The organism is Chryseobacterium sp. PET-29 (assembly GCF_025736815.1).
Taxonomy (GTDB): Bacteria; Bacteroidota; Bacteroidia; order Flavobacteriales; family Weeksellaceae; genus Chryseobacterium; species Chryseobacterium nepalense.
The window spans coordinates 3,112,404-3,137,610 of sequence record NZ_CP107053.1 but is presented as its reverse complement, the minus strand read 5'-3'; the positions used below and the strand labels follow the sequence as shown (position 1 = coordinate 3,137,610).

Genomic DNA, 25,207 nt, shown 5'->3' with positions numbered 1-25,207 from the left:
TTTTCATCATTTTAATCGTATTTATTATTAAATTTAAAACTAAGATTTTCAGAAGCGAGTATTAGTATATCTCATATCTCTGGTCTTAAATCTTAAAACTGTTTTATATTGGAAGAATATTTTGGAAATGAACTTGTAAAAAAGTTCGAGGAAATGATGGAAAATAATGATGAATTCTACTTTGATACAGAAGAGCTGGAAGACATTATTGTTTATTACCTGGAGCTGGGAGACTTTAATTATGCAGATACTGCAGTAAATTATGGACTCAAGCTTCACCCAAATTCCTTAGACATCAAGATCAAAAAGCTTGAAATTCTTTTGGAATGGGAAGATTATAATACGGCTAAAGAGCTGATCGATGAGCTGAAAGGTTCTTCTATGGAAAACACAGACTTTTTGGTCTGCTATGCAAAGTATTATTCGAATTTAGGAAATCCAAGAAAATCCATTGATATCTGTAAAAAAGCATTAGAACTGAAAGAAGAAGAAAACTTCCTTCACAATTTTATTGCTGATGAATATGTAAATCTTGGAGATCCTTTTAACGCCCTTAAACATTACAGAAAAGCACTTAAAGAAGATCCTACAGACGATTATGCACTGGAAAACTGTATGGTCTGCTTTTCCGATCTGAATAAGAGTGATGAGGCAATTGCATTCCTGAATGAATATCTTGATGAATATGCCTATTCGGAAATTGCCTGGTTTGAATATGGACAATTTTACTTTAACCGGAAAAATTACGACGAAGCCATTAAAGGCTACGATTATTTACTGGCCATCAACTCAAGCTCGGTAGGAGTGTATGCCAACAAGGCAGCCTGTTATGAAGCTTTAGGAGATTATAAAAAGGCGATATCCGTTTACGAAGAAATGCTTGAACTGGAGTACACAAAAGCATTTACCTTTTATAAAATCGGACTTTGTTATAAAGCCTTAAAACAACCGATTGTGGCTTTAAACGCTTTCCAGAAGTCATTACGGGAAGATCCGCAATTTTATCTTGCGATGATGGAACAATCCTATATCTACGAAGAAATGGGCGGGATGAGCGAAGCCTTACATTTTGCAAGAGAGGCGACGCACTTAAATGAAAACAATCTTGATTATCAAAAAAGACTGGCATTTTTATTTATTGATGCAGGGAAATTTGAGGAAAGTCTTACCTGCCTGAAAAAGCTGGTAGATACAGAGCCGTCAAGGTTTTATAATTGGTACGCTTATTCTGAAGTGCTGATGCTGTTAGGCGAATATGAAGAAGCCATCTTGGTTTTAAATAATGCCGTAAAAACACATCACAGAGCAGAATTATATTACCAGCTTAGCAATTGTTATTTCAACCTGAAAGACCAGGAAAAAGGCAAAGAAGTACTGCTTCAGGCTTTGGATCTTGATCCGTCTCTGGTTTCGGATATGCAGAAAAAATATCCTTTCATTAAAGATGAGGTGAAAAAAGCAAAAGCCAGAGTGAAAAAGAAAAATTCCGAAGGTTAATTAAAACTCACTTACGATAAAAATAAATCCCGCAATTTCGCGGGATTTATTTGTTTATAACATTAGGTTTACTTCTCAGAAAGATAAGTCCGGCAATAATAACTCCAGCTCCTGCAAACTGTAGCGAAGTAAGCTTTTCGCCGTCCAGAATGCCCCAGATGATCGCGACAATAGGCATCAGCAAAGTGACTGTTGAAGCAAACAAGGGAGAGGAAACTTTCAGGAGGCGGTAATTCATCATCATCGCCAGTCCGGTTCCGAAAATCGACAGTAAGCTTACAAACATCAATCCTGTAAGATGATCTTTATCTAAGCTAAAGGTTGAAAAAAATCCGGTAAAGGTAAGAGCGATCACAGAAGGTAAAAACAACACAAACGTAAAAACGAAGGCAGATAATACTGTCGAAGAAATTTCCATTAATTTTGACTTTACGGTAGTTGTGCTTACTGCATAGCACAAAGTAGCCAGTAAGAGCAATAAAATAGGAATAAGCTTAAAAGTTCCGCTTTCCGCATCCCCTCCGAAAGCAAGGATACAAACGCCGGTAAAACTTATGAATGTTCCCGTAATCTGTCGCCTCGTAGTACCAAAGTTCCATACCAGCGCACCCACTATTATTACAAAAATCGGCATCATAGAATTCACAATTCCGGCAATACTGCTGCTGACTTCTGTTTCGGCGATAGGAAACAGAAACATCGGAATAAAATTTCCTGTAAAAGCTGCCAGCAAAAGCCACTTCAGATGTTTTTTGGGGAAAAGTTTGTATTTTGAGATCGCAATCGGCATCAGAATGATTCCGGCAATCAATACCCTTAAAGCACCCACCTGATAAGGACTGAAATGTTCCAGGGATTTTTTAATCAAAATAAAAGACGATCCCCAGATCATGCTCAGGAGAATCAGAAGAACCCATTTTTCTCTATCAGTATTCATTGTTTTTATGTAAAATTTTCAGGAATTCCCGCTTGGGAATCATTTTTGCGCCAAGACTTTCCAGGTGATCGGTATGGGATTGGCAGTCGATGAGCTCCAGCTTGTTTCTATATTTTTGAGCAAAATGGATAAATCCCGCTTTCGATGCATTGCTTACTTTGGAAAACATACTTTCTCCACAGAAAATATTTCCGATCTGAAGACCGTAAAATCCTCCCACCAGCTCTTCATTTTGCCAGACTTCCAGACTTTTTGCCAATCCATAATCATGAAGCTTGATGAAAGACTCCATCAGTTCATCCGAAAGCCAGGTTCCAGATTGCCCTTTACGGCTGATATCCCTGCAGTTTTTGATGACTTCTCGGAAGTTTGTATTTTCTGTGAAGGTAAAGACGTTTCGATCCAGTATTTTTTTCATGGATTTTGAAACCTTTATTTCCTCGGGAAAAAGTACAAATCTTGGGTCCGGACACCACCAGAGAATCTCTTCCCCCGGATTAAACCAGGGAAATATGCCCAATTGATAAGCAAACCATATTCTTTCTACCGAGAGGTCTCCGCCAAAAGCAATGATCCCTTCGTGGCCGTCGTACAGCTCCGGATCAGGAAAAGAAATCTCGTTTTCGTCTAGTCGAATCATTTTCGGGAAAAAAAATCCCACTTAAGAAAGCAGGATTTGTATTTCAATCGTATTTTTTAATTATTAGAAAGGCAAATCATCATCATCGTCTCCGGCGAAAGGATTTTCGTTGGAAACTGAAGATGCAGATTGTGAAGGAGCTGCCTGTGTAGGTTCTGAAGCATTATCAGAAACTTTCTCCACTCTCCATCCTGTAATGGAATTGAAGTATTTTGTTTCGCCCTGCGGAGAAACCCATTCTCTTCCTCTGATGTTGATTCCTACTTTTACATTTTCACCTTCTTTCAGGTTATCCAATAAACTGATCTTATCAGACAAAAATTCTATGTTTATCGGCTGTGGATATTGCTCCTGGGTTAAAATAACCATTTCTCTTTTTTGGAAACCGCTCGCAAAAGTCTGAGCATCAAAAAGTTTCTTTACCGTTCCTTGTAATTCCATATCATATTAATTAACGATGTAAAAGTAATAAAATGAAATGTAATAAAGGGGGTCGGGGATAAAAAATGTAAAAATTTTAATTTTTTCTTCTGAAAAGTTTGGAGGTAAAAGAATTTATCCTATCTTTGCACCACTGAAAACGAGAGAAGATCATTAAAAATCAGTAAAACAAAAAACACGCGGATGTGGTGTAATTGGTAGCCACGCCAGACTTAGGATCTGGTGCCGAGAGGCGTGGGGGTTCGAGTCCCTTCATCCGCACAGTTTGCGAAAATAGCTCAGCTGGTAGAGCACAACCTTGCCAAGGTTGGGGTCGCGGGTTCGAATCCCGTTTTTCGCTCCACGCCTGCCCTGGTGGTGGAACTGGTAGACACGCAGGACTTAAAATCCTGTGCCTCTTTTGGCGTGCGGGTTCAAGTCCCGCCTGGGGTACTAGCTGAAAGATTCAGCATACAGCTCTCTTTTTTAAGAGAGCTTTTTTTATGCCTGAAAGTGAAGCTTACCTAACGGAATAATATTCCGGTCATCTTAACCTTTACAAACAAACATCCTATTTACCTTTGATATCCCAATAATTTTCTGATTTGGTAGAAGAACCTTTCGATGAGCCTGAGGTCTTGTGTTACGATTTCGGCATTTCCTTTTAATTCTTTATCGAAGGGAAGCGTTTTATTGTAGGAAGTTTTCAGACCTTTAGGGAGTGCTACATCTACATAGTAGTTTCCTTCTTTGTCTGGAGAGAGGGAGATGTTCTGGACTTTTCCTTCCACGATGCCATATTCCTGGTATCGGTAATTATCGAGCTTGATGAGCACTTTCTCCCCGGTAATGATTTTCCCTGAATTCGTTGCAGGAACAGACATTCTTCCCACCAGTTTTTCTCTTTTGTCCGGGAGGATGGATAAAATTGCGTCTCCCGCCTTTACAAACTGGTTTTCCCCGAAGAACTGCTGAAAGCTGGCCTCACCATCGGTATTGGAGATGATCAGGTAATTTTGTTCCCACTGTTTGAGGGATTTCCTGAGCTGCTCAAAAAGCTGTAATGTCTGTGAAGAATAGGTAATTTTGTCTTTTTCGGTATTGATTACCGTTCCGCTTTTTGTTTTATTGACATTAGAGATTCCTTCTTCGATCTGGGACAAGGAAATATTGATGTTTTCCAGGTTCTGCTGCGCCTGGAGGAATTTAATTTTCTCATTTTCCAGTTCTACGGCAGCAATAACCCCCTGGTTAAACAATTCCTGTGAGCGCTGGTAATTTTTTCTGGTGATTTCATACTTTGCCTGTTCGAGGCTTTTCTGTTGTTTAAGGGTTGCGATTCTTACTCTGTATTCGGATAGGCTCTGGTTGGCGGCAATATTTTCAGGGGCATAAGGCTGTAACCTTGTAAACAAAGCTTCATCCTGAAACGCCTTTGCAAAACTGTTGTAATCGCCCTGCAGTTCCCCGAGTTTAAAATGGGAAGTTTCGCTGAGTGGAAATCGGGCCAGCTGATCCGGTGTAATAGAGTCTACCAGCTTTTTCAGCTGTAGGATGTCTTTATAATTGGCCGTTGACTGCATCACCATCAGGACTTCATTTTTTTTAACATGCTGATGGTCTTTGATGAATATTTTTTCGATTTTCGAATTGGTACGTGCCTCGAGCTTTTCGGGCGGATTCTGTGAGGTAACCACGATAGGGGCGGGAATAAATTCCGGATAGCGTATGATATAGCTCATGATGAGAATCATCACCAGGATTAAAAAAATAATGGTGTTTCCCCAGCGGATCATCCAGTGAGGCGGCTGGGTAAGGATATCCTGAACGCTTTCAGAACGGAGTTCTATATTGTCTAAAATGTCTTTCTTCGTTTCCAAAATATGTTGTATTGTAAAACTTTGTCAAAGCTTGAGAACTTTAACAAAGTCCATTAATTTCCAAGTTCCAATTGATTTTTTACCAGACGGTAATATTCTCCTTTTAAAGCCACGAGCTGAGCATGGTTTCCTTCTTCCACCACTTTTCCTTTGTCTAAAACAATGATTTTATCGGCATGTTTTACAGTGGAAAGCCTGTGGGCAATTACCACGGCCGTTTTACCTTTAAAAAACTGCTCTAGGTTTTCCATAATTACCTTTTCATTATTGGCGTCCAGTGCGGAGGTGGCTTCATCGAAGAAAATATATTCCGGGGATTTGTATACGGCCCTTGCGATGAAAAGCCTTTGCTTTTGTCCGCCGCTTACTCCCAGGCCTTCATTTCCGATCTTGGTGTTGTAGCTTAAAGGAAGTTCTTCGATAAAATCTTTAATATGGGCTATTTCTACTGCTTTACGCAGTTTTTTCTTATCAGGATAATCTTCACCCACCGCAATATTGTTGGCAATGGTATCATTAAAAATATAGCCCTCCTGCATCACCACTCCGCAATGATCCCTCCAGAAACGGGGAGAAATATTCTTAAGCTTGGTGTTACCCAGCCTTATTTCCCCTTCATTGGGTTCATAAAACTTCATCAGGAGCTTGAGCAGGGTTGTTTTCCCGCTTCCGCTGGCCCCAACAATGGCGGTAGTTTTCTGATAAGGAATATTTAAATTTAAATTTTCAAAAACATGCACTTCTGAACCGATATAGCGGAAAGAGAGATTTTCAACTTCAATATCCTTTTGGGGAAGATCATGGGTATATTGCTCGTCCGGATTTTCCTCATCGTCTTTATCATGAATTTCGCCCAGTCTTTCGAGTGAAATTTTGGCATCCTGGGATTGTTTGATAAAATCGATAAGCTGCAGCAAAGGGCTGTTGAGCTGTCCGATGATGTACTGCACGGAGAGCATCATTCCCAGCGTTAAATTTCCGCTTAACACCAGTTTTGCAGAAAGAAAGCTTACCAGGATATCCTTCATCTGGTTGATGAAATTCCCTCCCACGGACTGCCACTGCTCCAGGGATAGAGATTTGATCCGGATTTTAAAAAGCTTTACCTGGAGAAACTCCCAGTCCCAGCGTTTTTGTTTTTCGGCATTGTGCATTTTAATTTCCTGCATGCCGTTGATAAAGAGTGCCACGCCATAACACCTAATGGCTCAAGAATAGAAATTGGGGGAGGTGATTACGAAAACCTCGCTTTATCCATTCCCTATCCCGAAGCAGTCCGTGAGCTGAAAGAAAATGAAAATGCGGTCTTACTGGCTTGTATTTCAGTGAATCCATTCAAAAGAACGCCTTACGGCGAGCCGGATCCAGAGGAAAATCCGCCAAGATATCCTTATACTCATCCCGAATATTCACTTAATTTAATCTCAGAAGACGAACTAAAAAGAAACATAGGTTTTGGAAGTAATTATCTGACCATAGGAAAGATTCTGGTAAACGCAGGAGAATCTAAAATTGATGAAAATTATATTCCTCCTTCCGTCACTATTGCCGGACATCACAGGCTTCAGGATCTACATACTGAAATTGATCGGTTTTATGGACAGATTGAACTGTATTCTACGCAGATTTCCCAAAAAATATATGCAAAAAAACAGTCAAACAGCCTGGCGGTGATGATGGAGCTTATGTCTGATAAAACTTTAAATTATTTAGGCATTGAAATCAACCGCTTCAGATGGATGGTGCCGCATTCTGCTCCGGTCAACATGTTGCTTTCGGTTGTGATTCTGGCAAGAATTCTTAAAAACTTTATTGATGCCCGCTCCGGACCAGGAAAAGAAGAGCTGCTGAATTATTTTGCGGAATGGTGCAACGTTAGCCAGGGAGATTTTGAAATCATATTTTCGGATGTTATTAATCTTGATTATAACCATAATCAGATGGACAGAATGATTGTAAAGATTACCCGTTTTATGAAAACACTTGAAAATCTTTTCTCCATTTTAAGCAGACTTGATTACATCGGGAAAAAACGTGACGGAAGCATTTTCGTATCGGAAAGTACCGATGAAAAGGATACAATTATCCATGCCAAAAGAAGCCGTACTTTCCTGGCAGAATAATTATAAGACGATAACTGAAGCTAAAAATTATATTTCTAAAATTAAATATCATTCATGGAAGTTTTAAATAAAAATCAGCGGAGAGCCGCTTATTGGTTTTTTATATTGTTTTTCCTGCTTACATCCACACTTATTGTAGTAGCTGTTTTTTTCAATACTTATTTTCCGTTTAAAGAAAACAGCCTTCTCAAAGCTGAAAACATACGAATGAAAAAAGAAATGGAAACACAGAATAAATTTTCATTTCAGCTGGAAAAAGTAAAAGTGGCTGTAGATTCTATGGGAATGCCGGGACAGAATGATTTTTTTAATGAAAAGTTGGCGCTTTCCATTCTTGCGGACATGTATAAACAACTCCCGAAAGATACCCTGAAAAACAAGAATATGTACAACAATACCATCATGACCTACAAAGACCTGATTGATGCTAAGAAACAAATCAAACAGCTTTCAGGCAATCAGGAACTGATGGACAGTTTAAGCACAATAAACAAAGCACTGAAAGAAGAATATGATAAAATGAAAACCGATCTTGATGTCTGCAGACAGCTTTATCAGGTTCAGTGATAAAAGAGTTGTATTAAATAAATAATCGAAATGTTAAGATTCTGTATAATTTTTTGTGGTATATTCTTTTTTGAGCATAAGCTTTATGCTCAGAATAAGCCATTTGATTCTGCACAATTTGCTCATTTCGATTGTGGAATTATCCAGACTAAGCAAAAGCTGGATCACCGTTTTTTTGCAAGTGCTCCGGCAATAAGGCTGAGAATAGATAATGAAGAGCAAATGTACGCTTCATTTCAGCTGGGAAAAAGGAAAAATAAAATATATCTCTATCTGAAGCTGCTTGGAGAAGATATCTGCATTAATAATGATAAAAATGTTGACGTTTATTTTAAAACAGGCGAAGTTATTGTCCTGAAAAATGAATTTCCGATCAACTGTGAGTCGCTTTTCGCAAAACAGTTAAGTAAAAAAGAACTTAAAAAATTTAAAGAAAATGAAATAACACAATTACAAATTTACACGTATAAAAAAAATTATGAGATATATCTGAACGAAGTACATAGACAGGATATTCTCCATTACATTAATTGCCTTTCAGCATATAATATTAGAAAAGGTGAAATCCATAAATAAGAGAGTAAAATAAAATCGTATAAAATGAGTCCGCTGCCTGAATTAAATCTGAATTTAGGAATGTCAAAAGATCCTGATTTTCCTTTTAATGAAAAGGGAAAAGAAGAAATAATCATAAGAACGGATTCTGCACTCAGGAAATATACGATTAGTCTTACGATATCCGATCAGGAGGCGGGGACTATAATTTTGCAGATTAATGGAAATGAAATTGAAGTTCCCACGTATAAACTAATTGTGACCGATGACAAGACAGAAGAAATACGATCTTATCAGGTAACAAGAGATATATTGAGATTTGTTAAAACCAAAAATAAAAAAAGTTGGTTGTCATTCTTCGGATTTAAAAAGTTTGATAAAGCGTCTTATCTCTACGAAAATATTCCGTTTGAGCCGAAACAGGACAGCATTGAAACATTCGATATTTCAGCATACAGAAAATTATCTCACGACATGCTGTTTTACCAGCTGGAAAGAAGCGGGGGTAAGATGGTAATTTATGCAGGAGATATCAGCAATTTTATAAAACCGGAACATGTTGAAAAATATTTTATTGTTGTAGATAATGACCAGGGAAAGAGCTTTATCGGAGATATTCTTTACCGTGAAAAATTTCTGAAACTTACTCCCAAAGTAGAACTCAGGATTATCAAAAGAAAGCAGGTTCCGATGAATTTCGAATACAATAATAAAGGAAGTATTAAAAAAATTATTTATCTGTAAAATTTAACACGGCAATGAAAGACATTTACTACAACATACCAATTGATTTTGAAAGACTTACCAGCAAAAAAGAGGTCGATAAAATTTCTTTGGAAACATCACTGCGGCAACATCTCTTTCTGCTGGCAACCACGGCATTGGGAGAATGTAAATTTGATGAAACCTATGGCTCGGAAATATGGGAAATAGATTTTGATCTCCTGAAGAGCGACAACAGCCTCAAAGAATTAATTTCTGAGACTCTGAAGAAATCAATTATAAAACATGAGAAAAGGCTGGAACTTGAAAATGTTGAGGTTTATGTAAGTGACCATAATCTTGGAAATTCAGTAAAAAGAAGAATGAAAAAAAGAGTGTCATTTGCCATTAAAGGGCTCATTGCAGAGACTGACCGTTCATTTGTGTTCAGTAGTTGTTTTTTTGTGGGACCACTTTCATATTAATACGGAATTAAATATACATGAATCAGGAAAGAATTAAAGACAGGATATTAAGAAAGGCTTCAAAGTTGTGGGGATACAGTGAGTTGGAGTCGGAAAGTTCCTTCGATCCCGTTGTAAGCTTGTTGTTATCTGCCTGTGCCGCAGAACTTGAAAAACTGGGCTCTGAGCTTGAAAATTCCCGTTCCAGAATTATAGAAAGGGTTTTGGAAGTAATGTTCCCCGAACAGGTTTCCGGTGTAGTACCGGCACGAACCCTGCTTCAGGTGAACCCTCTGGAAAACAATACCTTTATTTCATACTATAGTAGTTTTAAAACTACAATTCGAAAACAGAATATTTACAATCCATCCGAAAGTACTGTTAAAGACTTGTATTTCAGTCCTTCGATAGAAACAAAATTGTTTGCTGCAAAAGTAAAATATCTTGCTTATGATAATGTAATGATGCACATTGAAGACTTTTTTTCTGATGAAATTATCGGAAAGGCAGAAGAACATATTTCCTCAGGTGAATTATGGCTGGGAATACACTCCCATCTGAGGGAAGATCTTGAGGACTTGGTGCTTTTTATTGATAGTAGTAATAGCTTCCAGAAAGAGATCTTTTACTATTATCTGAAGCAGGTAAAAGTTTTTTTTGGAAATAGAGAGTATCATTTAAATGAAGGTTATAATATAGAAAATGACAGCCTGAATCCAGAACAGATTATTACTAAAAATTATTCCGACTTGGAATATATTTATAATGAAATCAACCGGTTTTATAAACCATATTTCTTTACGCTGAAAGCGAGGTTGTCTTTTTCTGAGAAACCGGAAAAAGAGGAACTGTTTTTTAAACACTTTCCGGAAAATGGGATAGCAGATGAACAAGCTATTTTTTGGCTTAAGTTTAAATTTTCGGAAGCAATTGTTCCTGAGATTTTACAAAATGTTCGTTTTGCATTAAACTGTGTTCCTTTTATTAATATAAGGAATCAAAACATCAGCCGTAGAATAAAAGGCAGGCTGAATATCATTCCAATCGATGATGCAGAGCAATTTCTGGAACTTGATGATGTGTCGGACGAGTATGGAAAAAGATTAGATATTAAAAATTATGAATCTGAAAATGAAGAACCAATAGCTTTTTTGAGGCGGGGAGGTGTTTCCCGTTTCGACCGCAGGAGCGCGTCGGAATTACTACAGTATTTATTAGAACTGATCAAAGACGAAACGGCTGCGTTTGCAAGTATAGGTTCCAATTCCGTCAATGATATTCTCAGGCAGATTAATCAGAATATGGCATCACTTCATCAGCTTGCAAAAGAAAAAAACTTTGTTCAGGCCAACAGTCCTTACCTGATTATTTCTTCGGGAGATCCGGAAACAGATGTACAGTGCAAAATCTCTTACTGGTCTACCGCTGCACAGGATGGGAATGATGTAAAGCAGATGACCCGGCTCACAGCAGTAGGTCCGGAAAACGGATTGTTTGAAAATTCTGCCTTGGCTATCCGTACTTCAGTGGGCGGGAAAAAGAAGCTTTCTCCGCAGGAGAAAATATTAGAATATAGAAATGCTTTACTGACAAGGGGTCGCATTGTTACAGTAGCAGATATCAGGGCTTTTGCAATGAATCATTTCAGGCAGCTTATCAAAGACGTTGAAGTTCGGAAAGGTACACAGAAAGAAGTTTCATTGAAAGGAGGTTTCAGCAGAACTATTGACGTCTTTCTTGTCCGAAATAAAGAAAATATCCGTAAAGAAGAATGGGAATATCTGTGCGATAGTTTTTTGCTGAACCTAAAAAATGCATCCGCAAACATTTATCCTTACCGCTTATTTGAAAAATAGGTGAGAATCATTACAACTTAATATAAAATTAAAGATATCGAATAATTTAAACACAATATAGTATGTTATCAAACAAAGGAATCGGTGGTAATGAAGTACCATTTGATGCAAATGAAGCGATTGTGGAAATCCCTCAAAACAGAACCCTTTTCGCACAGAAACTTACAGCAGAAGACCCGGTAAAACCGGAGCTCGTGGAAGGACTAACTACGGTAGAAAAAGTCTTTGAACATTTTAAACCCGAAATTAAAGTTGATTTTGAAAATGCAGAAGGTGCTACCCAAATGGAATCTCTGCAATTCAGCAATCTTGGAGACTTCGGAATCAAAGGAATTACCGCACAAAGTAATTTTCTCAATGTACTGGAAACGGAAAAAGACCAATACCAGAAAATTGTGAAGCAGCTGAAAACAAACAAAATCCTGAAAGCGGCCCTTGAAGATCCCGATGCAAAGAAAGCATTGCACGATACGCTGCTGTTGCTCATCAAAGAACTTGAAGAAAATAAATAATCTTAAAAACACAAAACGATGTCACAAAAACAACAAGAACTGCAACCAATGGAAGCTCCCGTACTGGAGCAGAAAATAGCAGGACATGCTTCTGCGGATAAGCTATTGGAAAAGTTGGCACGCTACGGAGGATTCGACTTGCTGGAAACCTCTATTGAAAATATTCAGAATATAAATCCAGATCGTAAAGCGAGAAGAAAAATTTTTCTTACCGAAAAAAGTAAAGAAAAAGAAAGAGAGATACTTAAAAAGACATTGGAGCTCTGGACTATTATAATCGGAAAGAATAATTCTGTTGCCGATATGGTGTCCCACTGTGATGCTCAAAGAAAGTCTGCAGAAGAACTGTTGGCAAAAAATCTTTTCAGGGCAGTGGAAGCAACCCGGGAACTGGAAGCCAACTATAGAACAATCGCCTTATTCTATAAAAATACCGAGTCTGAAAAAGTAAGAAATATTACAGTAGTAAATGCTACGCTGGAACAGTTGAAGGACCTAGACAATACCCGTTTTATTGATACAATCCATGCGGAGCTTTCTGATAATTATGATAGGCTTGACCTCAGGAACAACTATGGTATTCTGGTAATTCCGGGATATTTGGGGTCCAATATCGTTGTAGAAAAATGGGCGAAGATTGCTCATGAAAATAAGGTGATGCTCATAACGGATTTTGAACATCTTGATGAGCCGGATGATGTGATGGAAATGTTTGATCAGGCTTATCTTACCGGTGGTGAAATCTACCGCTCAAATATTTTAATGACCTGCAACTGGCTGGTAGGAAGAGGCCGTTTTGAAGAAATTAGTGAGCAGGAAGATTTATTTGTGCCTCCGTCAGGAGCTTTGGCCGGAAAGGTATATAAAACATTAATGTCGCAGGTAACTGCAGGCAAAAAATTCGGAGGGATTAATGAAGTGGATGGAGTAAAGTTTGACCTAAAAAAAAGTGAAATCGCCAACCTTGAAAATATGGGATTGATCCCTATGGTTAATGAATATGGGAAAGTAATGGCATTCTCCGGAAAAACACTTTTCAACGGAGATAATCTTGGGTTACAAACCTATTCCGTAGTCAGGGTATTTGATTATGTAACTAAAGTCCTGATGGATTTTCTTAACAGGAGGGCTTTTGAGAATTTTACTGCTGTAACCAGAAAAGAAATCATGAATCAGATTGTACGCTTTTTAGATGCTATTACAGGTCCCGGTAAGCTTATAGAAAACTTCGAAATCAGAAAATTCGAACAGGATCCGGTACAAAAAGACCGAATTCACTTGGATATTCATATGAAGCCTTATTTCCCGGCAAAAAATTTCCTTATTAAGATGGATGGTCATAAAGGAGATGATGGTAATGAATGGAATACGGAATATGAGCAAAAATAAACGGAAATAGCACCGTGACATGGTGCAGCAGGAGTGAATAAGTAAGGGTGTGAGCAATTCCTCCTGTCTTTTTCGTAATTTGTGTTTTTTTGGCACAGGAGCATTTTTGCTTCTGTGCTTTTCTATTGTAGATAATTTAAAATTGTTTTATCCTAAAAACACTTTATATTTTACAGATTGATGCGGATAATTGATTATTTATAAAAATATGTTATTTTATTAATTATTTTTATCTTTTTAAGCATGTTGTTATTAACATAATAAAAAATACTGCAATATTTTATAAATATTTTTTGGTTTTATTAAAATTAATTTTACTTTTGAACAGTATTTTGCGCCGATAAGTCAAGCTGAAGAACGCACGAATATATTCCATTATTGGTAATATTATCATTTAAACTTAAAATATATTATGTCATTTAAAACCATTTTAGAATACGCCGGAACAAAGCGTAATGTTTTATCAGTAGAATTCGGCATGTTACAGGAAACCGACAAAACGGGGAGGCCATCTTCGGTAGCCCGGGGAGGGAAAATCCATTTAACCGTAGAAGGAACCGGTGCAACTGATCTTTTTGAATGGATGACCAATTCTTTTGAAAGAAAAGATGGTAGTGTTAAATTCATTAAAAGAGATAGTGATGCTACATTGAAAGAGCTTAAATTCAAGGAAGCTTATATTGTGAAATACACTGAAAATTTTGATGCCTCAGGAGAGAATCCGCTTACTGAAGCTTTCGTACTTTCAGCAAAAGAAATTGAATTGGGTAATGCCAAACATGTAAATGAATGGGTTTAACCTTCTTTACATTCAAAATGAATTATTTCAAACTAAAAATATAGCTTCTGTATTTCTTATAAAAGAGATTTTCAATCAGAAAATACCTGCGGAATCCTTAAACAGGTATTCCCTTCAATGATCTTTTAAAAAACCAGAGCTTACTTATCAAACAAAAACACTTAACCGAAAAAAAATTATTATGTCATTTAAAGCAATATTAGAAGTAGCCGGAAAAAAGTACAATATACTGAATGTAAATTATGGATTATTCCAGGAAACTGATGCTACAGGACGTCCGTCTACCATTACAAGAGGAGGAAAAGTTGATGTTACTGTAGAAGGAACAGGGTCTACGGAACTTTTTGAATGGATGACCAATTCTTTCGAAAGAAAAGATGGAAAAATAGTATTCTTCAAAAGAGACAGTGAAGCCACACTCAAAGAGCTTAAATTCACAGAAGCTTATCTCGTAAAGCATAAAGAAAAATTTGATTCGGTTGGAGAAAACCCGCTCACCGAGTCATTTACAATCTCCGCCCGGAAAATAGAAATGGGAAGTGGTGCCTATGAAAATGAATGGGTATAATGGTTTGTCAGAATGGGTAACAATATTATCCGTTTTTTCAAAAAAATAATACGCTAATTACATTTCCATTGAAAATAAAGAATCATGTCATTTTTATCAAAATTAGAACTCGACGGTAATATATATACTATTCTCGAATGCCAATACAGTTTTACACAGCCAGTAGATAGTACAGGAAAGCCAAAAGGAATTCCTAAAGGTGGTGAAATCATGATCCGTATCGAAAGTACAGGCAATCCGGAACTTTTGAACTGGATGCTGGATCATCAGCAGGTAAAAAACGGGAAAATCATTTTCTACCGGCGGGATGCAATGAGCAAACTACAGGAATTGGTTTTTGAAAAAGCATACTGCATTGAATTTTCTGAACACTTCAATGCCGGCAACGAAGAACCATTACAGATAGAAATGCATCTCATTGCAAAAAAGTTTAATATAAATGGTGCTATTCACGAAAAAATGTGGCGCGACTAAAGCAATGAATTCTGGTGCGTAAAGTATACGCCATCAACCAAAATACAAATATGGAAAATACAGATTTTGATAATAGCTTGGTCTTCAGTACCTCACGTTCCTTTAAAGAATGGCTTCAGGATCCTTCCAATCCGATAGCCTATTGCCTGCTTACCCTTGACGGTAAAGAATTTCTGGCCAGAAACAGCTATTCGGTGGAACTTCACCAGAAAACAGCAGATCATGATCGTTTTATTATCACAGTCCCGGATGATGCATTAGATAGCTTTGAAGGATATGTCATGGAAAAGTCTAAAAGCCTTCTTGGAAAAAATGTAGGGATCGCCTACTGGCGTTTCGGGAAAATCAGACAGTCTTTTTCAGGAATTATCACCGGAATTAAAAATATGAAAGATGAAGGGGGAGGATATGGAAACCTTATCATTACGGGCAGTTCACCGGGAATCTTACTGGAAAGCGGAAAAGATTGTCAAAGTTTTGAAGATAGGACACTGGAAGAAATTATCATGCAGATTGCAGAGGATTATCCTCAGGAAGTTAAAATAAAAGTTGATCTTCCCAATACCAAACACGCCTTGCCATATACCGTACAATATGCGGAGTCAGATTATAATTTCATCCGAAGACTTGCCAGAAGGTACGGTGAATTTTTCTATTACAATGGAGAGGAATTAATTTTCGGAACATCTACACAGCCTCTTATTGACCTTGCCGAAAATGTTGATCTTATCAGTGTTGAATTCGATCTGAAAATAGATGCTCAGGATTTTAGCTATACGGCCTATGATATTTATACGGGATCAAAGATGAAAAAAGACAGCAACAGTCTGAAATCTGAATTCAAGGAGAATATTTTTCAAACAATCGCTGTAAATACATCCGGAAAGATATTTCAAAAAAAATCGAAAATGTTTTTCAGTCATACAGGAATTGGTGAGAATTCGGAAAAAGAGCTTGAAGAGGCAATTTTGCGGGAAAAAGAACGAAGGGAAAATCTGGTGCTTGTAAAAGGAAAGAGCAGAGATCCGGAACTGAAAATTGGAGGAAGAGCAAGGCTGGCTGATATCAACGGAAAAGCGATGGAAACCTACCGAATCATAGATATTAAACATATTCATGAAGGTGGTGATGATTATTATAATGAATTTGTGGGGATCCCGGATTTGTTTAATGCCGCGCCTTATATAGATACGGACGCTGTACCAAGAAGTAGTGAACAGCCTGCGAGAGTTTTAGACAACAATGACCCAATGGGGATGGGTAGGATTCGCGTACAGTTCCCATGGCAGGAAGACAAAAACCAGAAGACCCCATGGATCAGAATGATACAGCCTCACTCAGGATCCGGAAAAGGATTTCATTTTATTCCCGAAACCGGCGAGGAAGTGCTCGTTGGTTTTGAGGGCGGAAATGCGGAAAAGCCTTTCGTGATGGGAACGCATTATAATGGTAGTGAAATCAGCTCTTATCATACTCCAGGAAATGATAAAAAAGTTATTCATACCCGAAGCGGAACCAAGATTATTTTAAATGATGCTGAAGGAAGCGTTTTTATAGAAGACCCGAGTGGAAATACTTATTTGATGGATGGGCAGGGAAATATTAATGTGAATGCACCGAATGACATGAACTTTACGGCAGGAAAAAACCTGAACATTAATGTTGGAGAAAATATGACAACGAATATTGGAATGAACCAAAATAATACAGTGGGAATGAACATTGTGGAAATGGCGGGTTTGAACATTTTCCAGAATGCAACATTAGATTATAGCCTAAACGCAGCTAATATTACAAAAATAGCAAGCGAAACCTATAGCTATGAAGCTAATGATATTTACAAAAACGCAATGGAAAATATAGATGTTGCAGCAGGTAAGGATTATATACAGAACAGTGAAAAAATGGTACATAACCTTGCCGGAGAAAATGTGCATAACACATAAATACCAAACTTATGGCTGAACAAAAAAAAGGACAGATTTTGATTCTTGCCAAGAATATTCGAGGAAAGGCATCTGGTGAAATTTTGGAAGAAGGCAAGCTTATTAGAAATATTGCTTGTGGAAAATTTTATCAAACGGGTAAGAAAGGAGGGGTAAGTAATGATGTAAATAGACCAAGAAAAATAGCTTTAAAAGTTATTAAAGTAGAAGGTCCTTTTGATGAAAATGATAGACTCGTTGATTCTATCGAAAAAGAAAAATGGTATACTTATAAGGCGAAATTTAATAGAATTCCAGAAAAGAAGGAGTTAAAAGCTTTGAAATGGGCTACCGAATATAATGAAGATGGTAAAAGACTATTAGGCAATGTTTCAAATAAAGAAAAAACTGAAATTATACATAAAGTTTTGCTATCTAATAATAACTTGAGGCTTAAAATTTTTGCTTTTTTTCAAACTCCTTTGGCGCATACTAAAGCAGAAATTATTCAGGGAGAAGTATTACTTATAGTAGGAACGGAACAACATTCTCAAACATATGGTAACAAACTAATGTTTCCTGCACAGGCTGTACGAGAAATAAGAGAAAATTATAAAAATCATAAACACTCAAATATTGTTATTTTTAAGAATGCATTTACAAATATGCAGTTGAGCATTATTAAAAGAGATGCAAAAAAGTGGAATGTAAATTTATATATGAAACAAATTAATTCGGTTACTGAATTAGTAGACTATATTAACAGGGGAGACGCAACTGTAAATAGAAGCAGAATCAAAATTTCTACGATTAAAATTTTTTCACATGGTTTACCGAGTATATTAGATTTTGGATTGGATGGAGATAATGAAGAGAATCAACGTTTTACAGTAGAACATGTTACTAAACTAAAAAAAGAATCTTTCACAAGTAATCCAGAAATATATTCTTATGCGTGTAGAACTGGAAATAGTGATGGAAGAGTAGTAACTTTAAATCCGTCTTATAAATATGATTCTGAATCAATAAAACTAGTAAAACCTGAAAATAGCCTTGCTCAAAAATTAAGTGAAAATTTAGGTGCAAAAGTTTTTGCTTATTTAAGAAGGAGTAATTATACACCAACTTGGCTTGATGGGGGTAAAAAAGAATATAAATCTAAATATATAACAATCGAAGATGAGAATGTTAGCAATCCTCTTAACCCTAAAGATTGGTTTAGAAAAGGATGGGATGAAGCGCTTTGGAATTCCGATGGGGCTTTTTTGCCTCCAAAATCAGGAGACTCTCCGGGAGGATTATTACAAGGTGGAATATTTATATTTGAAAAGAATAAAGAACCAAAACAAAATAGTAAGATATGAAATATTCTAAAAAACTATTTTTTTTTCTATTAATATTAGGGTTAGCTTACTTTACAACATACTTTTCAATGTATGAATATTCAAAAGAAAGATCATCTTCTTGCTTTGATTGTTCATATCAAGGAGATATTTTCATTTCTTCACTTTTTTCATCTATAATACTTATGATGATTTTTATATTACTAAAAAGGCTTATAAAAAAAGAAATAGTAGTATTCTTTTTTATAATAACTTATCTTATAATAATCTCTTTTAACAATTATAATATTTTTGTTGATAGAGTTTCTTCATGGACCAGTTTTTCATTAAAGGGTGAGCTTATTGGGGTTTTCTCCAATTCTTATCTGTATTTAATTGTTAGTTCATCAATAGTATTAGTTATTACAAAATTTCTTAAACTTTAAATTTCTTAACATGGATTTAATTTAATATAATGACGAAGATTTTCATTTTATTCCCGAAACCGGCGAGGAAGTGCTCGTTGATTTTGAGGGCGGAAATGTAGAAAAGCCTTTTGTGAAGGGAACGTCTTAACGTGAGCGAAACCTCCGACTAAAGTAAATTATTTAACAACATCAATAATGGAGATTAGCATTCTCAACTATTACGTCAGGAAAGGAGATACATTAGAATCTGTTGCCCGGGAAACAGGCGTCTCTGCCGAAGTATTGAAACGATATCATAATACCTACTGCAGCCTTGATGAGCTTATCGGACATGATCTTGACAATGTGCGTAAAATACTCATTCCTCCGCCTGAAAAGATCAGAGAACTGAGAGAAAATAACTGTATTGTTTCAAAACGGGAAATACGTCCTTCGCGTTATCTGTTCAAAAATTTCTATGCAGACAATTACAAAGTAAGTGAGCATTTTGAAAAACCGGGAACAGAAGATTTAATAATAAGTTACGTCGTTTCAATAAATGTTCATAAGGTTGAAAATAAGGGGTTTATAATCAAAACGAAAAGTTCTGAGTTTAAAAAAAATAATGAAGTTCCCGAAGATAAAATAAGCATGCTTTCAATATCCTGTATGAAAGCTCTTTATCCTGTCGCTTTTACTGTTCCTGCTCAGGGATCTATTTCCGGATTTTATGATTATAAAAAAATGATAAAAACATTCAGGAAGAAGTTGCAGGACCCTGAAAATTTTTTTGTAGGTGAGATTTCTCAGGCTTATATTACTCAATTCAGGAATTATCTTGACAATGAAAAACTCCTGCTTGAAAAATTTCGCTCTACATTGCTTTATCAGTTCCTGTTCCCAAAAATGGAATGGTTTCATAAAAACCAATCTTGGGAAGAAAAATTATACATCATTCAAAATTCATTTCCTGTAACATGTTTGATGGAAGCTGAATACCATGATGAATCAGATGGTCATATTCTGACAATACTCCGCGGAAATATAAAAGACGGCTGCACCTTACAGGAATTGCTGGGAGGAAGGAAATTTCCCGAACATTCTGAAGAGCCGGTTTCCGGGGAGATAATTTGTGAATATGAAAAGGAAAAGCATACAATGCAGCTTTTAAAAGCAAAAATCAAAATTATTTTGAAAAATAAGGATAAAATATACAGCACTCATAAATTAATTCTTCAGAGAAAAAATTAATTTATTAAATTTAATCAATCATAAAAACACAACATCCGATGAAAAAATATCTTATCCAGAAAGGAGATTCCCTTTTATCCGTTGCAGAACGATTTTCTGTAAAAGATGCACAAACGCTTCGGAGTTTTCACAATACGCATTGTCCTCTGGAAGACTTATTGGGCTATAAACTGGTTCCCGGAAAGGTGCTTTTGATTCCTGAGGATGCACAATATCTCAAAGAAGATGAAAAAACTTCCGATATATTAAACGGCTATAGTGATAAGATACTGTCCGAGGATAAAAAACAGGACTCACAGCAAAAAGAAGAAACCTCAAAAAAGCAAGAAAGCCAAAACAGCATAGGCCGTTCCGAATTGCACGACGGAAAATACTTTGTTGTACAGAAAGGAAGGTGTCAGTGCAATCAGGGTTTTAAATATCCGAAATTCAAAGTAATCAGCCATCAAAAACTTTATTGGAATGACGCACACGGACAGCCAGACTATCTTGCCGTAACCGAAGACGATACTCAATTTGATCCTGTTGCGCAGCCTTTTGGACAATGCAAACTGAAGCCCTCATCCGGAGGGTATCTTCCATGTGTTTATGCACCGGCAGGGAAATGGACAAAAACCTATGAAAATGTAAAAGTAATGGACAGAAGCTGCGTCACAGAAATCTCCGAGCTGATGTGTACCTCCGGAGGAAAAATTACCATTCTAGAACATGGTCAGCAAAGTGAACCCGGGAAAAGCCAGGTTGCAAAAGCCGATGCTCAAGAACAGAATGTATACAATCTTATTATGGATTTTCAGGGATTTCAGGAGGAGTTTGGGAGTAATTATGGAATGGCGTGGTAATTTAAAAACAGGATGATGAATAAAAAAGGCGTTTCGGCAGTTTCAGGAAACACATCTCCTATAGTGGGAGAAAAATACACCTATCATATTGCCGATTGGTATCCCGATACATTGGCTTTGGAAAGAGATCCCTCTCAGGTTACCTGGGAACTTTTCATAAAAAGGAGCGATGGGAAATTTGGTACCACGCATATTAAGAAAAAGGGAATCGGTGATTTCACATTTGGTGAAAAAGCGTTAGGACATACTTTCCGTTTAGAAGCTTATCTTTATAAACCTGAGGGAGGAGGATTGATCATCACGCCAAGGCGGGACAAAATACCGCGAATAAGTAAAGTAGAACTGTTTTATGTGGATGATTCCAGAGGCGATACATTCAGCTTTATGGAGAAATTGCGGGCAAGAGCTTATACAGTGAATCTATTTGATGAAGAAGTTGTTTTTACCCTTTGGGAGGATGATGCAAAGGGAGGCGGACATAACAAAAGCAATGCGCCCATTGCCACTCAAAAAACAAAAGTAGACCACAACGGCATTGCTGCTACTGAATTTCTCCTGTCGAAAGCTTTAATGCAAAAAGCCATGCAGGGCGAAACAGATCCCCAACAACTAGAATTTTATATAACAGTAGAATACTATTCCCATAGAAAACATGCCTCGGATAATGTGGAAATCAACAATCCTTTTCTAAAGGATTCAAAACCACAATCTAAAAAACCGCCAATATCTTCCGTTTCCAAAGCAAAAGGCTCACCGGCAGAACAAAAACCGAAATCTAAAAAAGAGGAAAGAGGGATTTTGGAAAATATTGATGATCAATTTCGGGAACTTTGGGATTGGAGCGAAAATAAAGGAACGATAAAAAAAGACCAGCGGCCAACCATTCGGAAACCGGAGGGAAGAAGCCCGGTGGTGGTGAGTGAGGCTAAGCAGCCAACTGTTACAAATTGCGGAGAAAAGCACTGTATAAAAAGAGGAGATAAAAGCGAACTTATCAGGGAAATTAATATACGTCTCGCCGGGTTCGGAGGTAATATTCCGACAGATGAATTTACTGATAGGACAGAGAAAATGATAAAGCAGTTCCAACGAGATTATATGAAAGTACCCGAGACGGGAAAAGTGTGTGGAAATGTTTTGAGAGCTATTGATGAGTTTCAAAATAAATATATTGTCGATTTTGATGATAGTAAGTGCAAATGCAAAAAGTGTAATGGATTTGGAAATGGTAAATTCTCTGAGGATAGACAAAACTCAAAAATTGCTGAACTTAAACGAAATTACGAATATCCAGGTGTTCATAGAAGTTTAATTTGGGCTTTACGGGCAGCGATGTTTTATACTACAGTAATTGAAAAAAACTTAAAATATTCTATTAAATGTATTTTTTCAGGATATAGATGCTGGGAAGATAATGCTATTCACAATAGAAGGTCGACTAATCATATGGGAAAAGCATTAGATATTCATTTTAATAAGAATGGAAAAAGAACTCAAGTTCCAAAAGATATTGAAGAAGTAAGACAAAAAATATTTGTAAAATATTTAGGAAATCAAGTAAGATGGTCAGAAAAAAACAAGTTTTCCTTAGAGCCGGGAATTGCTTCATATAGAGGAGAATATACTGCAAGTACATGGATACATTATGATGTTAGACAGTTTGAATTACAATACCTAACGGATAATTTTTTTGTAACGAACATTAATCAAGTCAACGGAGAAAGTATTGTTAGAATCGCGAATAGAACTAATTCTAACACATGCGGCTGTATGGGAGGAGGAGAGGTGAAACAAATTAATTCTCCTGCAGTAGTTTATAAAAAACAAAATCATGGTTTTACAGTTGAAGATGCAGAAGTAGCATTAAGGATTATAAATGACCGTTATGGAAAGGAAATGGCTCAAATGATAGAAAAAATTTACAGATGGGAAACGGGACATTTTACCTCAGGGCAATACATAAATTGCGGATCTCCTGGGATGGAAGCGTTCGGAGAAGCCCCAAGCTACGGATGGAACAGTGATATTTATACTAAATATCCTGAATATATTCCTGTTGGACTATGGGAAAGATATGAAAATAAAGGAAAAAGTGGACAAGGAGGTAATAATCAAGTTACGGATAGAGTTAAAAAGTATATAGTCTTTCCATCTGTAGAGGCAGGGATGTCTTACATCGCAGAATTTATTTTGAGATATAAAGGAAATGTAGGAAGATGGCACTCTAAAGACACTACAGTTCAACAAAATTACATTAAAGATATTAATACAACAATACCTAGAATTTCTAATAATTTTTAAAATGATAAATAAAAAAATATTAATTATTTTCTTAATAACATTGTTTACTAATACTATAAGTTGTAAACAAAATTCAGATATGAGCTTATCTATTTCAAAAAAAGAGAAAAAAAATATAGTTACACAAAAGTTAACTTGTCAAGAAATAGTTGAAAAAATAATAAAATCAAGTAATCTATATTTGAAAATTTACAAAAATTATTTTATTGATATAGATAAAATTGAGAATGATAGTATTTCAATTCATGTTTATTTTGAAAATAACCTTTCTGATAACCCTAAAGAGAAACAAATTGTTGAAAGTACAATTGCTTGGTTATTATTAATTCCCAATAAAAAAAAATTATATAATGTAACTGTAGATCCGGAAAATCCAGTAGAATTAAGTTTTGATAAAAGCATTTTGACTTATAATGACATTTTTCAAGCATGTAAAATATCAAAAGAGAACATTTATAGCAGAAATAATTTGAAATACAAAACCACTGTTTTACCATTTGATTTTGAAAATTTTTATGCTAGTTGTATTTATCCTTCTGATGAAAAAAAGTGTAATGAAGATTATCCTAAATATGAATACAATAAAAACAGTGAACTATTTAAAATTATTGGTAATAAATTGTATTTCTCAGAATATGTTTACTTACCGCAGGTAAATGATTTTAAACCAATAATATTATTTGATAATACTTCAGATATTGAAAGTTATTATTTAATCATTATTAAAAACGAAAAAATAATTTCTAATTTGTTAATAGGGAAAATGGATGGTGAAAGCATTCAAGATTTTAGCATATCAAAAGATTATAAAATTACTTTATATAAAAGAAAAGATTCAAAAGATATTAGAAAAAAAATAAGGAATTATATTATTTCAAAGGAAGGGTATATCAAATAAAGAATATAAAAATACCAAAAAATAATAGTAATATAGTGTTTCTGTGATAATACTATTCCCATAAAAACATGCCACGGATATTGTAGAGATCAATAATACTTTCCCGCAAACTTCGAAAATCCCACACTTCCCAATCTTTTTTCTATTTTTGTATAATTCCTTATGCTCATGAAAAAGATTATTCTCATTGAAGACGAAACAAGTGTGGTGTCCTTTATCAAAAAAGGACTTCAGGAAAGCGGGTATGAAGTTTCTGTAGCATTTGATGGGAAAACCGGCGTTCAGCTTGTACAGTCCAATGATTTTGATCTCGTTATTCTGGATATCATGCTCCCGGAAATGAATGGGCTCGATGTCTGCAAAGAGATCAGAAAAACCAATCAGCATGTTCCAATCTTGTTTCTAACGGCACTCGGAACATCTGAAAATATTGTCCTTGGATTGGAAAGCGGCGGAGATGATTATCTCGTAAAACCATTTAAATTTATTGAATTGGTTGCCCGCGTAAAATCACTTTTAAGGCGAAGTACCAACGGAAATACCGCTGAAATTGAAGAGCCCGAAGCAGGTCAGGAACATGTTTATCAGTTTTCGGATCTAATCCTTAATGATTACACTAAAAAAGTAACAAGAAACGGAGAGGAGATTTCACTTACCTCAACAGAATACAAGCTGCTGCTTTATTTTCTTAATAATCCTGAGAAAGTAATTTCCAGAGCAGAAATTCTTGATGCGGTTTGGGGAGTCAATTACGAACTCGGAACAAACGTTGTTGATGTTTACGTCAATTATCTAAGAAAAAAACTGGATAGCCAAGAAGATAATAAACTCATCCATACCGTTATAGGAATGGGATATGTTTTAAAAAAAACCTAGCG

At 36.2% G+C, this 25,207-nt stretch carries 23 protein-coding genes, 3 tRNA genes and 2 pseudogenes; 23 read left to right on the top strand and 5 right to left on the bottom strand.

Annotation, left to right across the window (positions count from 1 at the left end):
- The first annotated feature begins 108 nt into the window (after positions 1-108).
- Positions 109-1,497 carry a tetratricopeptide repeat protein gene (locus ODE14_RS14170; protein WP_248389319.1) on the top strand — a complete coding sequence of 463 codons (1,389 nt, stop codon included), beginning with the start codon at positions 109-111 and terminating at the stop codon, positions 1,495-1,497.
- A 46-nt stretch (positions 1,498-1,543) separates the two neighbouring features.
- Here the strand turns inward: ODE14_RS14170 and ODE14_RS14165 are convergent, their stop codons facing one another.
- The 3 genes from ODE14_RS14165 to ODE14_RS14155 form a co-directional block, all read right to left on the bottom strand.
- Positions 1,544-2,434 carry a DMT family transporter gene (locus ODE14_RS14165; RefSeq protein ID WP_248389321.1) on the bottom strand — a complete coding sequence of 297 codons (891 nt, stop codon included), beginning with the start codon at positions 2,432-2,434 and terminating at the stop codon, positions 1,544-1,546.
- Positions 2,424-3,074, bottom strand: a complete 651-nt coding sequence (gene aat, locus ODE14_RS14160; RefSeq protein ID WP_263601892.1) for a leucyl/phenylalanyl-tRNA--protein transferase — start codon at positions 3,072-3,074, stop codon at positions 2,424-2,426. The genes ODE14_RS14165 and aat overlap by 11 nt, the downstream gene beginning before the upstream one ends.
- A 63-nt stretch (positions 3,075-3,137) precedes the next feature.
- Complete coding sequence (locus ODE14_RS14155; RefSeq protein WP_066438267.1) at positions 3,138-3,515, bottom strand: DUF3127 domain-containing protein; 378 nt, start codon at positions 3,513-3,515, stop codon at positions 3,138-3,140.
- A gap of 179 nt (positions 3,516-3,694) precedes the next feature.
- Between ODE14_RS14155 and ODE14_RS14150 the strand changes: the two genes are divergently transcribed.
- The 3 genes from ODE14_RS14150 (at position 3,695) to ODE14_RS14140 (ending at position 3,947) form a co-directional block, all read left to right on the top strand.
- Positions 3,695-3,776, top strand: a tRNA-Leu gene (locus ODE14_RS14150).
- A gap of 6 nt (positions 3,777-3,782) precedes the next feature.
- Positions 3,783-3,858 (top strand) — tRNA-Gly (locus ODE14_RS14145).
- Positions 3,859-3,863: 5 nt separating this feature from the next.
- Positions 3,864-3,947 (top strand) — tRNA-Leu (locus ODE14_RS14140).
- A gap of 122 nt (positions 3,948-4,069) precedes the next feature.
- Here the strand turns inward: ODE14_RS14140 and ODE14_RS14135 are convergent.
- Together ODE14_RS14135 and ODE14_RS14130 are read right to left on the bottom strand one after the other, a co-directional pair.
- Positions 4,070-5,374, bottom strand: coding sequence for an HlyD family secretion protein (locus ODE14_RS14135; RefSeq protein WP_263601891.1), 1,305 nt, complete (start codon positions 5,372-5,374; stop codon positions 4,070-4,072).
- A 53-nt stretch (positions 5,375-5,427) separates the two neighbouring features.
- Positions 5,428-6,552, bottom strand: a pseudogene (locus ODE14_RS14130) (peptidase domain-containing ABC transporter); the annotation flags it as partial.
- Between ODE14_RS14130 and ODE14_RS14125 the strand changes: the two are divergent.
- The 19 genes and pseudogenes from ODE14_RS14125 to ODE14_RS14035 all read left to right on the top strand — a co-directional run bounded on the left by ODE14_RS14125 (position 6,523) and on the right by ODE14_RS14035 (position 25,205).
- A complete protein-coding gene (locus ODE14_RS14125; protein ID WP_263601890.1) occupies positions 6,523-7,497 on the top strand; it encodes a hypothetical protein in 975 nt (324 codons plus the stop codon). The pseudogene ODE14_RS14130 and the gene ODE14_RS14125 sit on opposite strands and share 30 nt — an antisense overlap.
- A 54-nt stretch (positions 7,498-7,551) precedes the next feature.
- Positions 7,552-8,064, top strand: a complete 513-nt coding sequence (locus ODE14_RS14120; protein ID WP_263601889.1) for a type VI secretion system transmembrane protein TssO — start codon at positions 7,552-7,554, stop codon at positions 8,062-8,064.
- 30 nt (positions 8,065-8,094) lie between these two features.
- A complete protein-coding gene (locus tag ODE14_RS14115) occupies positions 8,095-8,640 on the top strand; it encodes a hypothetical protein (protein ID WP_263601888.1) in 546 nt (181 codons plus the stop codon).
- Positions 8,641-8,664: 24 nt separating this feature from the next.
- Positions 8,665-9,363 carry a hypothetical protein gene (locus ODE14_RS14110; RefSeq protein WP_263601887.1) on the top strand — a complete coding sequence of 233 codons (699 nt, stop codon included), beginning with the start codon at positions 8,665-8,667 and terminating at the stop codon, positions 9,361-9,363.
- Between the two features lie 14 nt (positions 9,364-9,377).
- Positions 9,378-9,806 carry a GPW/gp25 family protein gene (locus tag ODE14_RS14105; protein WP_263601886.1) on the top strand — a complete coding sequence of 143 codons (429 nt, stop codon included), beginning with the start codon at positions 9,378-9,380 and terminating at the stop codon, positions 9,804-9,806.
- A 17-nt stretch (positions 9,807-9,823) separates the two neighbouring features.
- A complete protein-coding gene (locus tag ODE14_RS14100) occupies positions 9,824-11,641 on the top strand; it encodes a hypothetical protein (protein ID WP_263601885.1) in 1,818 nt (605 codons plus the stop codon).
- 62 nt (positions 11,642-11,703) lie between these two features.
- Entirely contained in the window at positions 11,704-12,153 is a 450-nt protein-coding gene (locus ODE14_RS14095) for a hypothetical protein (RefSeq protein WP_263601884.1), read from the top strand.
- A 48-nt stretch (positions 12,154-12,201) separates the two neighbouring features.
- The gene (locus ODE14_RS14090; RefSeq protein ID WP_263603846.1) at positions 12,202-13,542 is read left to right on the top strand and encodes a DUF5458 family protein; all 1,341 of its coding nucleotides are present in this window, start codon (positions 12,202-12,204) and stop codon (positions 13,540-13,542) included.
- 412 nt (positions 13,543-13,954) lie between these two features.
- Complete coding sequence (tssD, locus tag ODE14_RS14085) at positions 13,955-14,341, top strand: type VI secretion system tube protein TssD (RefSeq protein WP_263601883.1); 387 nt, start codon at positions 13,955-13,957, stop codon at positions 14,339-14,341.
- A 181-nt stretch (positions 14,342-14,522) separates the two neighbouring features.
- A complete protein-coding gene (gene tssD, locus ODE14_RS14080; protein WP_248389375.1) occupies positions 14,523-14,909 on the top strand; it encodes a type VI secretion system tube protein TssD in 387 nt (128 codons plus the stop codon).
- An 84-nt stretch (positions 14,910-14,993) separates the two neighbouring features.
- Entirely contained in the window at positions 14,994-15,383 is a 390-nt protein-coding gene (gene tssD, locus ODE14_RS14075) for a type VI secretion system tube protein TssD (RefSeq protein ID WP_263601882.1), read from the top strand.
- Positions 15,384-15,433: 50 nt separating this feature from the next.
- Positions 15,434-17,329, top strand: coding sequence for a type VI secretion system Vgr family protein (locus tag ODE14_RS14070; RefSeq protein WP_263601881.1), 1,896 nt, complete (start codon positions 15,434-15,436; stop codon positions 17,327-17,329).
- Positions 17,330-17,340: 11 nt separating this feature from the next.
- Positions 17,341-18,672: a hypothetical protein gene (locus tag ODE14_RS14065; protein WP_263601880.1), complete on the top strand. Its 1,332-nt coding sequence runs from the start codon at positions 17,341-17,343 to the stop codon at positions 18,670-18,672.
- A gap of 444 nt (positions 18,673-19,116) precedes the next feature.
- A pseudogene (locus tag ODE14_RS14060) lies at positions 19,117-19,197 on the top strand (phage baseplate assembly protein V); the annotation flags it as partial.
- Between the two features lie 56 nt (positions 19,198-19,253).
- The gene (locus tag ODE14_RS14055) at positions 19,254-20,288 is read left to right on the top strand and encodes a LysM peptidoglycan-binding domain-containing protein (RefSeq protein ID WP_263601879.1); all 1,035 of its coding nucleotides are present in this window, start codon (positions 19,254-19,256) and stop codon (positions 20,286-20,288) included.
- A gap of 38 nt (positions 20,289-20,326) precedes the next feature.
- Positions 20,327-21,130 (top strand): DUF4280 and LysM peptidoglycan-binding domain-containing protein, encoded by an 804-nt coding sequence (locus ODE14_RS14050; RefSeq protein ID WP_263601878.1) that lies wholly within the window; start codon positions 20,327-20,329, stop codon positions 21,128-21,130.
- A gap of 12 nt (positions 21,131-21,142) precedes the next feature.
- Positions 21,143-23,431: a peptidoglycan-binding domain-containing protein gene (locus ODE14_RS14045; RefSeq protein ID WP_263601877.1), complete on the top strand. Its 2,289-nt coding sequence runs from the start codon at positions 21,143-21,145 to the stop codon at positions 23,429-23,431.
- 79 nt (positions 23,432-23,510) lie between these two features.
- Complete coding sequence (locus tag ODE14_RS14040; protein ID WP_263601876.1) at positions 23,511-24,329, top strand: hypothetical protein; 819 nt, start codon at positions 23,511-23,513, stop codon at positions 24,327-24,329.
- Between the two features lie 168 nt (positions 24,330-24,497).
- Entirely contained in the window at positions 24,498-25,205 is a 708-nt protein-coding gene (locus tag ODE14_RS14035) for a response regulator transcription factor (RefSeq protein WP_263601875.1), read from the top strand.
- The last annotated feature ends 2 nt before the right edge of the window (positions 25,206-25,207 follow it).

What these genes read in the sequence shown, in the direction of transcription:
- ODE14_RS14165 (WP_248389321.1), bottom strand. Translation starts at nt 2,434, where the DNA reads ATGAATACTGATAGAGAAAAATGGGTTCTTCTGATTCTCCTGAGCATG.
- aat (WP_263601892.1), bottom strand. Translation starts at nt 3,074, where the DNA reads ATGATTCGACTAGACGAAAACGAGATTTCTTTTCCTGATCCGGAGCTG.
- ODE14_RS14155 (WP_066438267.1), bottom strand. Translation starts at nt 3,515, where the DNA reads ATGGAATTACAAGGAACGGTAAAGAAACTTTTTGATGCTCAGACTTTT.
- ODE14_RS14120 (WP_263601889.1), top strand. Translation starts at nt 7,552, where the DNA reads ATGGAAGTTTTAAATAAAAATCAGCGGAGAGCCGCTTATTGGTTTTTT.
- ODE14_RS14115 (WP_263601888.1), top strand. Translation starts at nt 8,095, where the DNA reads ATGTTAAGATTCTGTATAATTTTTTGTGGTATATTCTTTTTTGAGCAT.
- ODE14_RS14110 (WP_263601887.1), top strand. Translation starts at nt 8,665, where the DNA reads ATGAGTCCGCTGCCTGAATTAAATCTGAATTTAGGAATGTCAAAAGAT.
- ODE14_RS14105 (WP_263601886.1), top strand. Translation starts at nt 9,378, where the DNA reads ATGAAAGACATTTACTACAACATACCAATTGATTTTGAAAGACTTACC.
- ODE14_RS14100 (WP_263601885.1), top strand. Translation starts at nt 9,824, where the DNA reads ATGAATCAGGAAAGAATTAAAGACAGGATATTAAGAAAGGCTTCAAAG.
- ODE14_RS14095 (WP_263601884.1), top strand. Translation starts at nt 11,704, where the DNA reads ATGTTATCAAACAAAGGAATCGGTGGTAATGAAGTACCATTTGATGCA.
- ODE14_RS14090 (WP_263603846.1), top strand. Translation starts at nt 12,202, where the DNA reads ATGGAAGCTCCCGTACTGGAGCAGAAAATAGCAGGACATGCTTCTGCG.
- tssD (WP_263601883.1), top strand. Translation starts at nt 13,955, where the DNA reads ATGTCATTTAAAACCATTTTAGAATACGCCGGAACAAAGCGTAATGTT.
- tssD (WP_248389375.1), top strand. Translation starts at nt 14,523, where the DNA reads ATGTCATTTAAAGCAATATTAGAAGTAGCCGGAAAAAAGTACAATATA.
- tssD (WP_263601882.1), top strand. Translation starts at nt 14,994, where the DNA reads ATGTCATTTTTATCAAAATTAGAACTCGACGGTAATATATATACTATT.
- ODE14_RS14070 (WP_263601881.1), top strand. Translation starts at nt 15,434, where the DNA reads ATGGAAAATACAGATTTTGATAATAGCTTGGTCTTCAGTACCTCACGT.
- ODE14_RS14065 (WP_263601880.1), top strand. Translation starts at nt 17,341, where the DNA reads ATGGCTGAACAAAAAAAAGGACAGATTTTGATTCTTGCCAAGAATATT.
- ODE14_RS14055 (WP_263601879.1), top strand. Translation starts at nt 19,254, where the DNA reads ATGGAGATTAGCATTCTCAACTATTACGTCAGGAAAGGAGATACATTA.
- ODE14_RS14050 (WP_263601878.1), top strand. Translation starts at nt 20,327, where the DNA reads ATGAAAAAATATCTTATCCAGAAAGGAGATTCCCTTTTATCCGTTGCA.
- ODE14_RS14045 (WP_263601877.1), top strand. Translation starts at nt 21,143, where the DNA reads ATGATGAATAAAAAAGGCGTTTCGGCAGTTTCAGGAAACACATCTCCT.
- ODE14_RS14040 (WP_263601876.1), top strand. Translation starts at nt 23,511, where the DNA reads ATGAGCTTATCTATTTCAAAAAAAGAGAAAAAAAATATAGTTACACAA.
- ODE14_RS14035 (WP_263601875.1), top strand. Translation starts at nt 24,498, where the DNA reads ATGAAAAAGATTATTCTCATTGAAGACGAAACAAGTGTGGTGTCCTTT.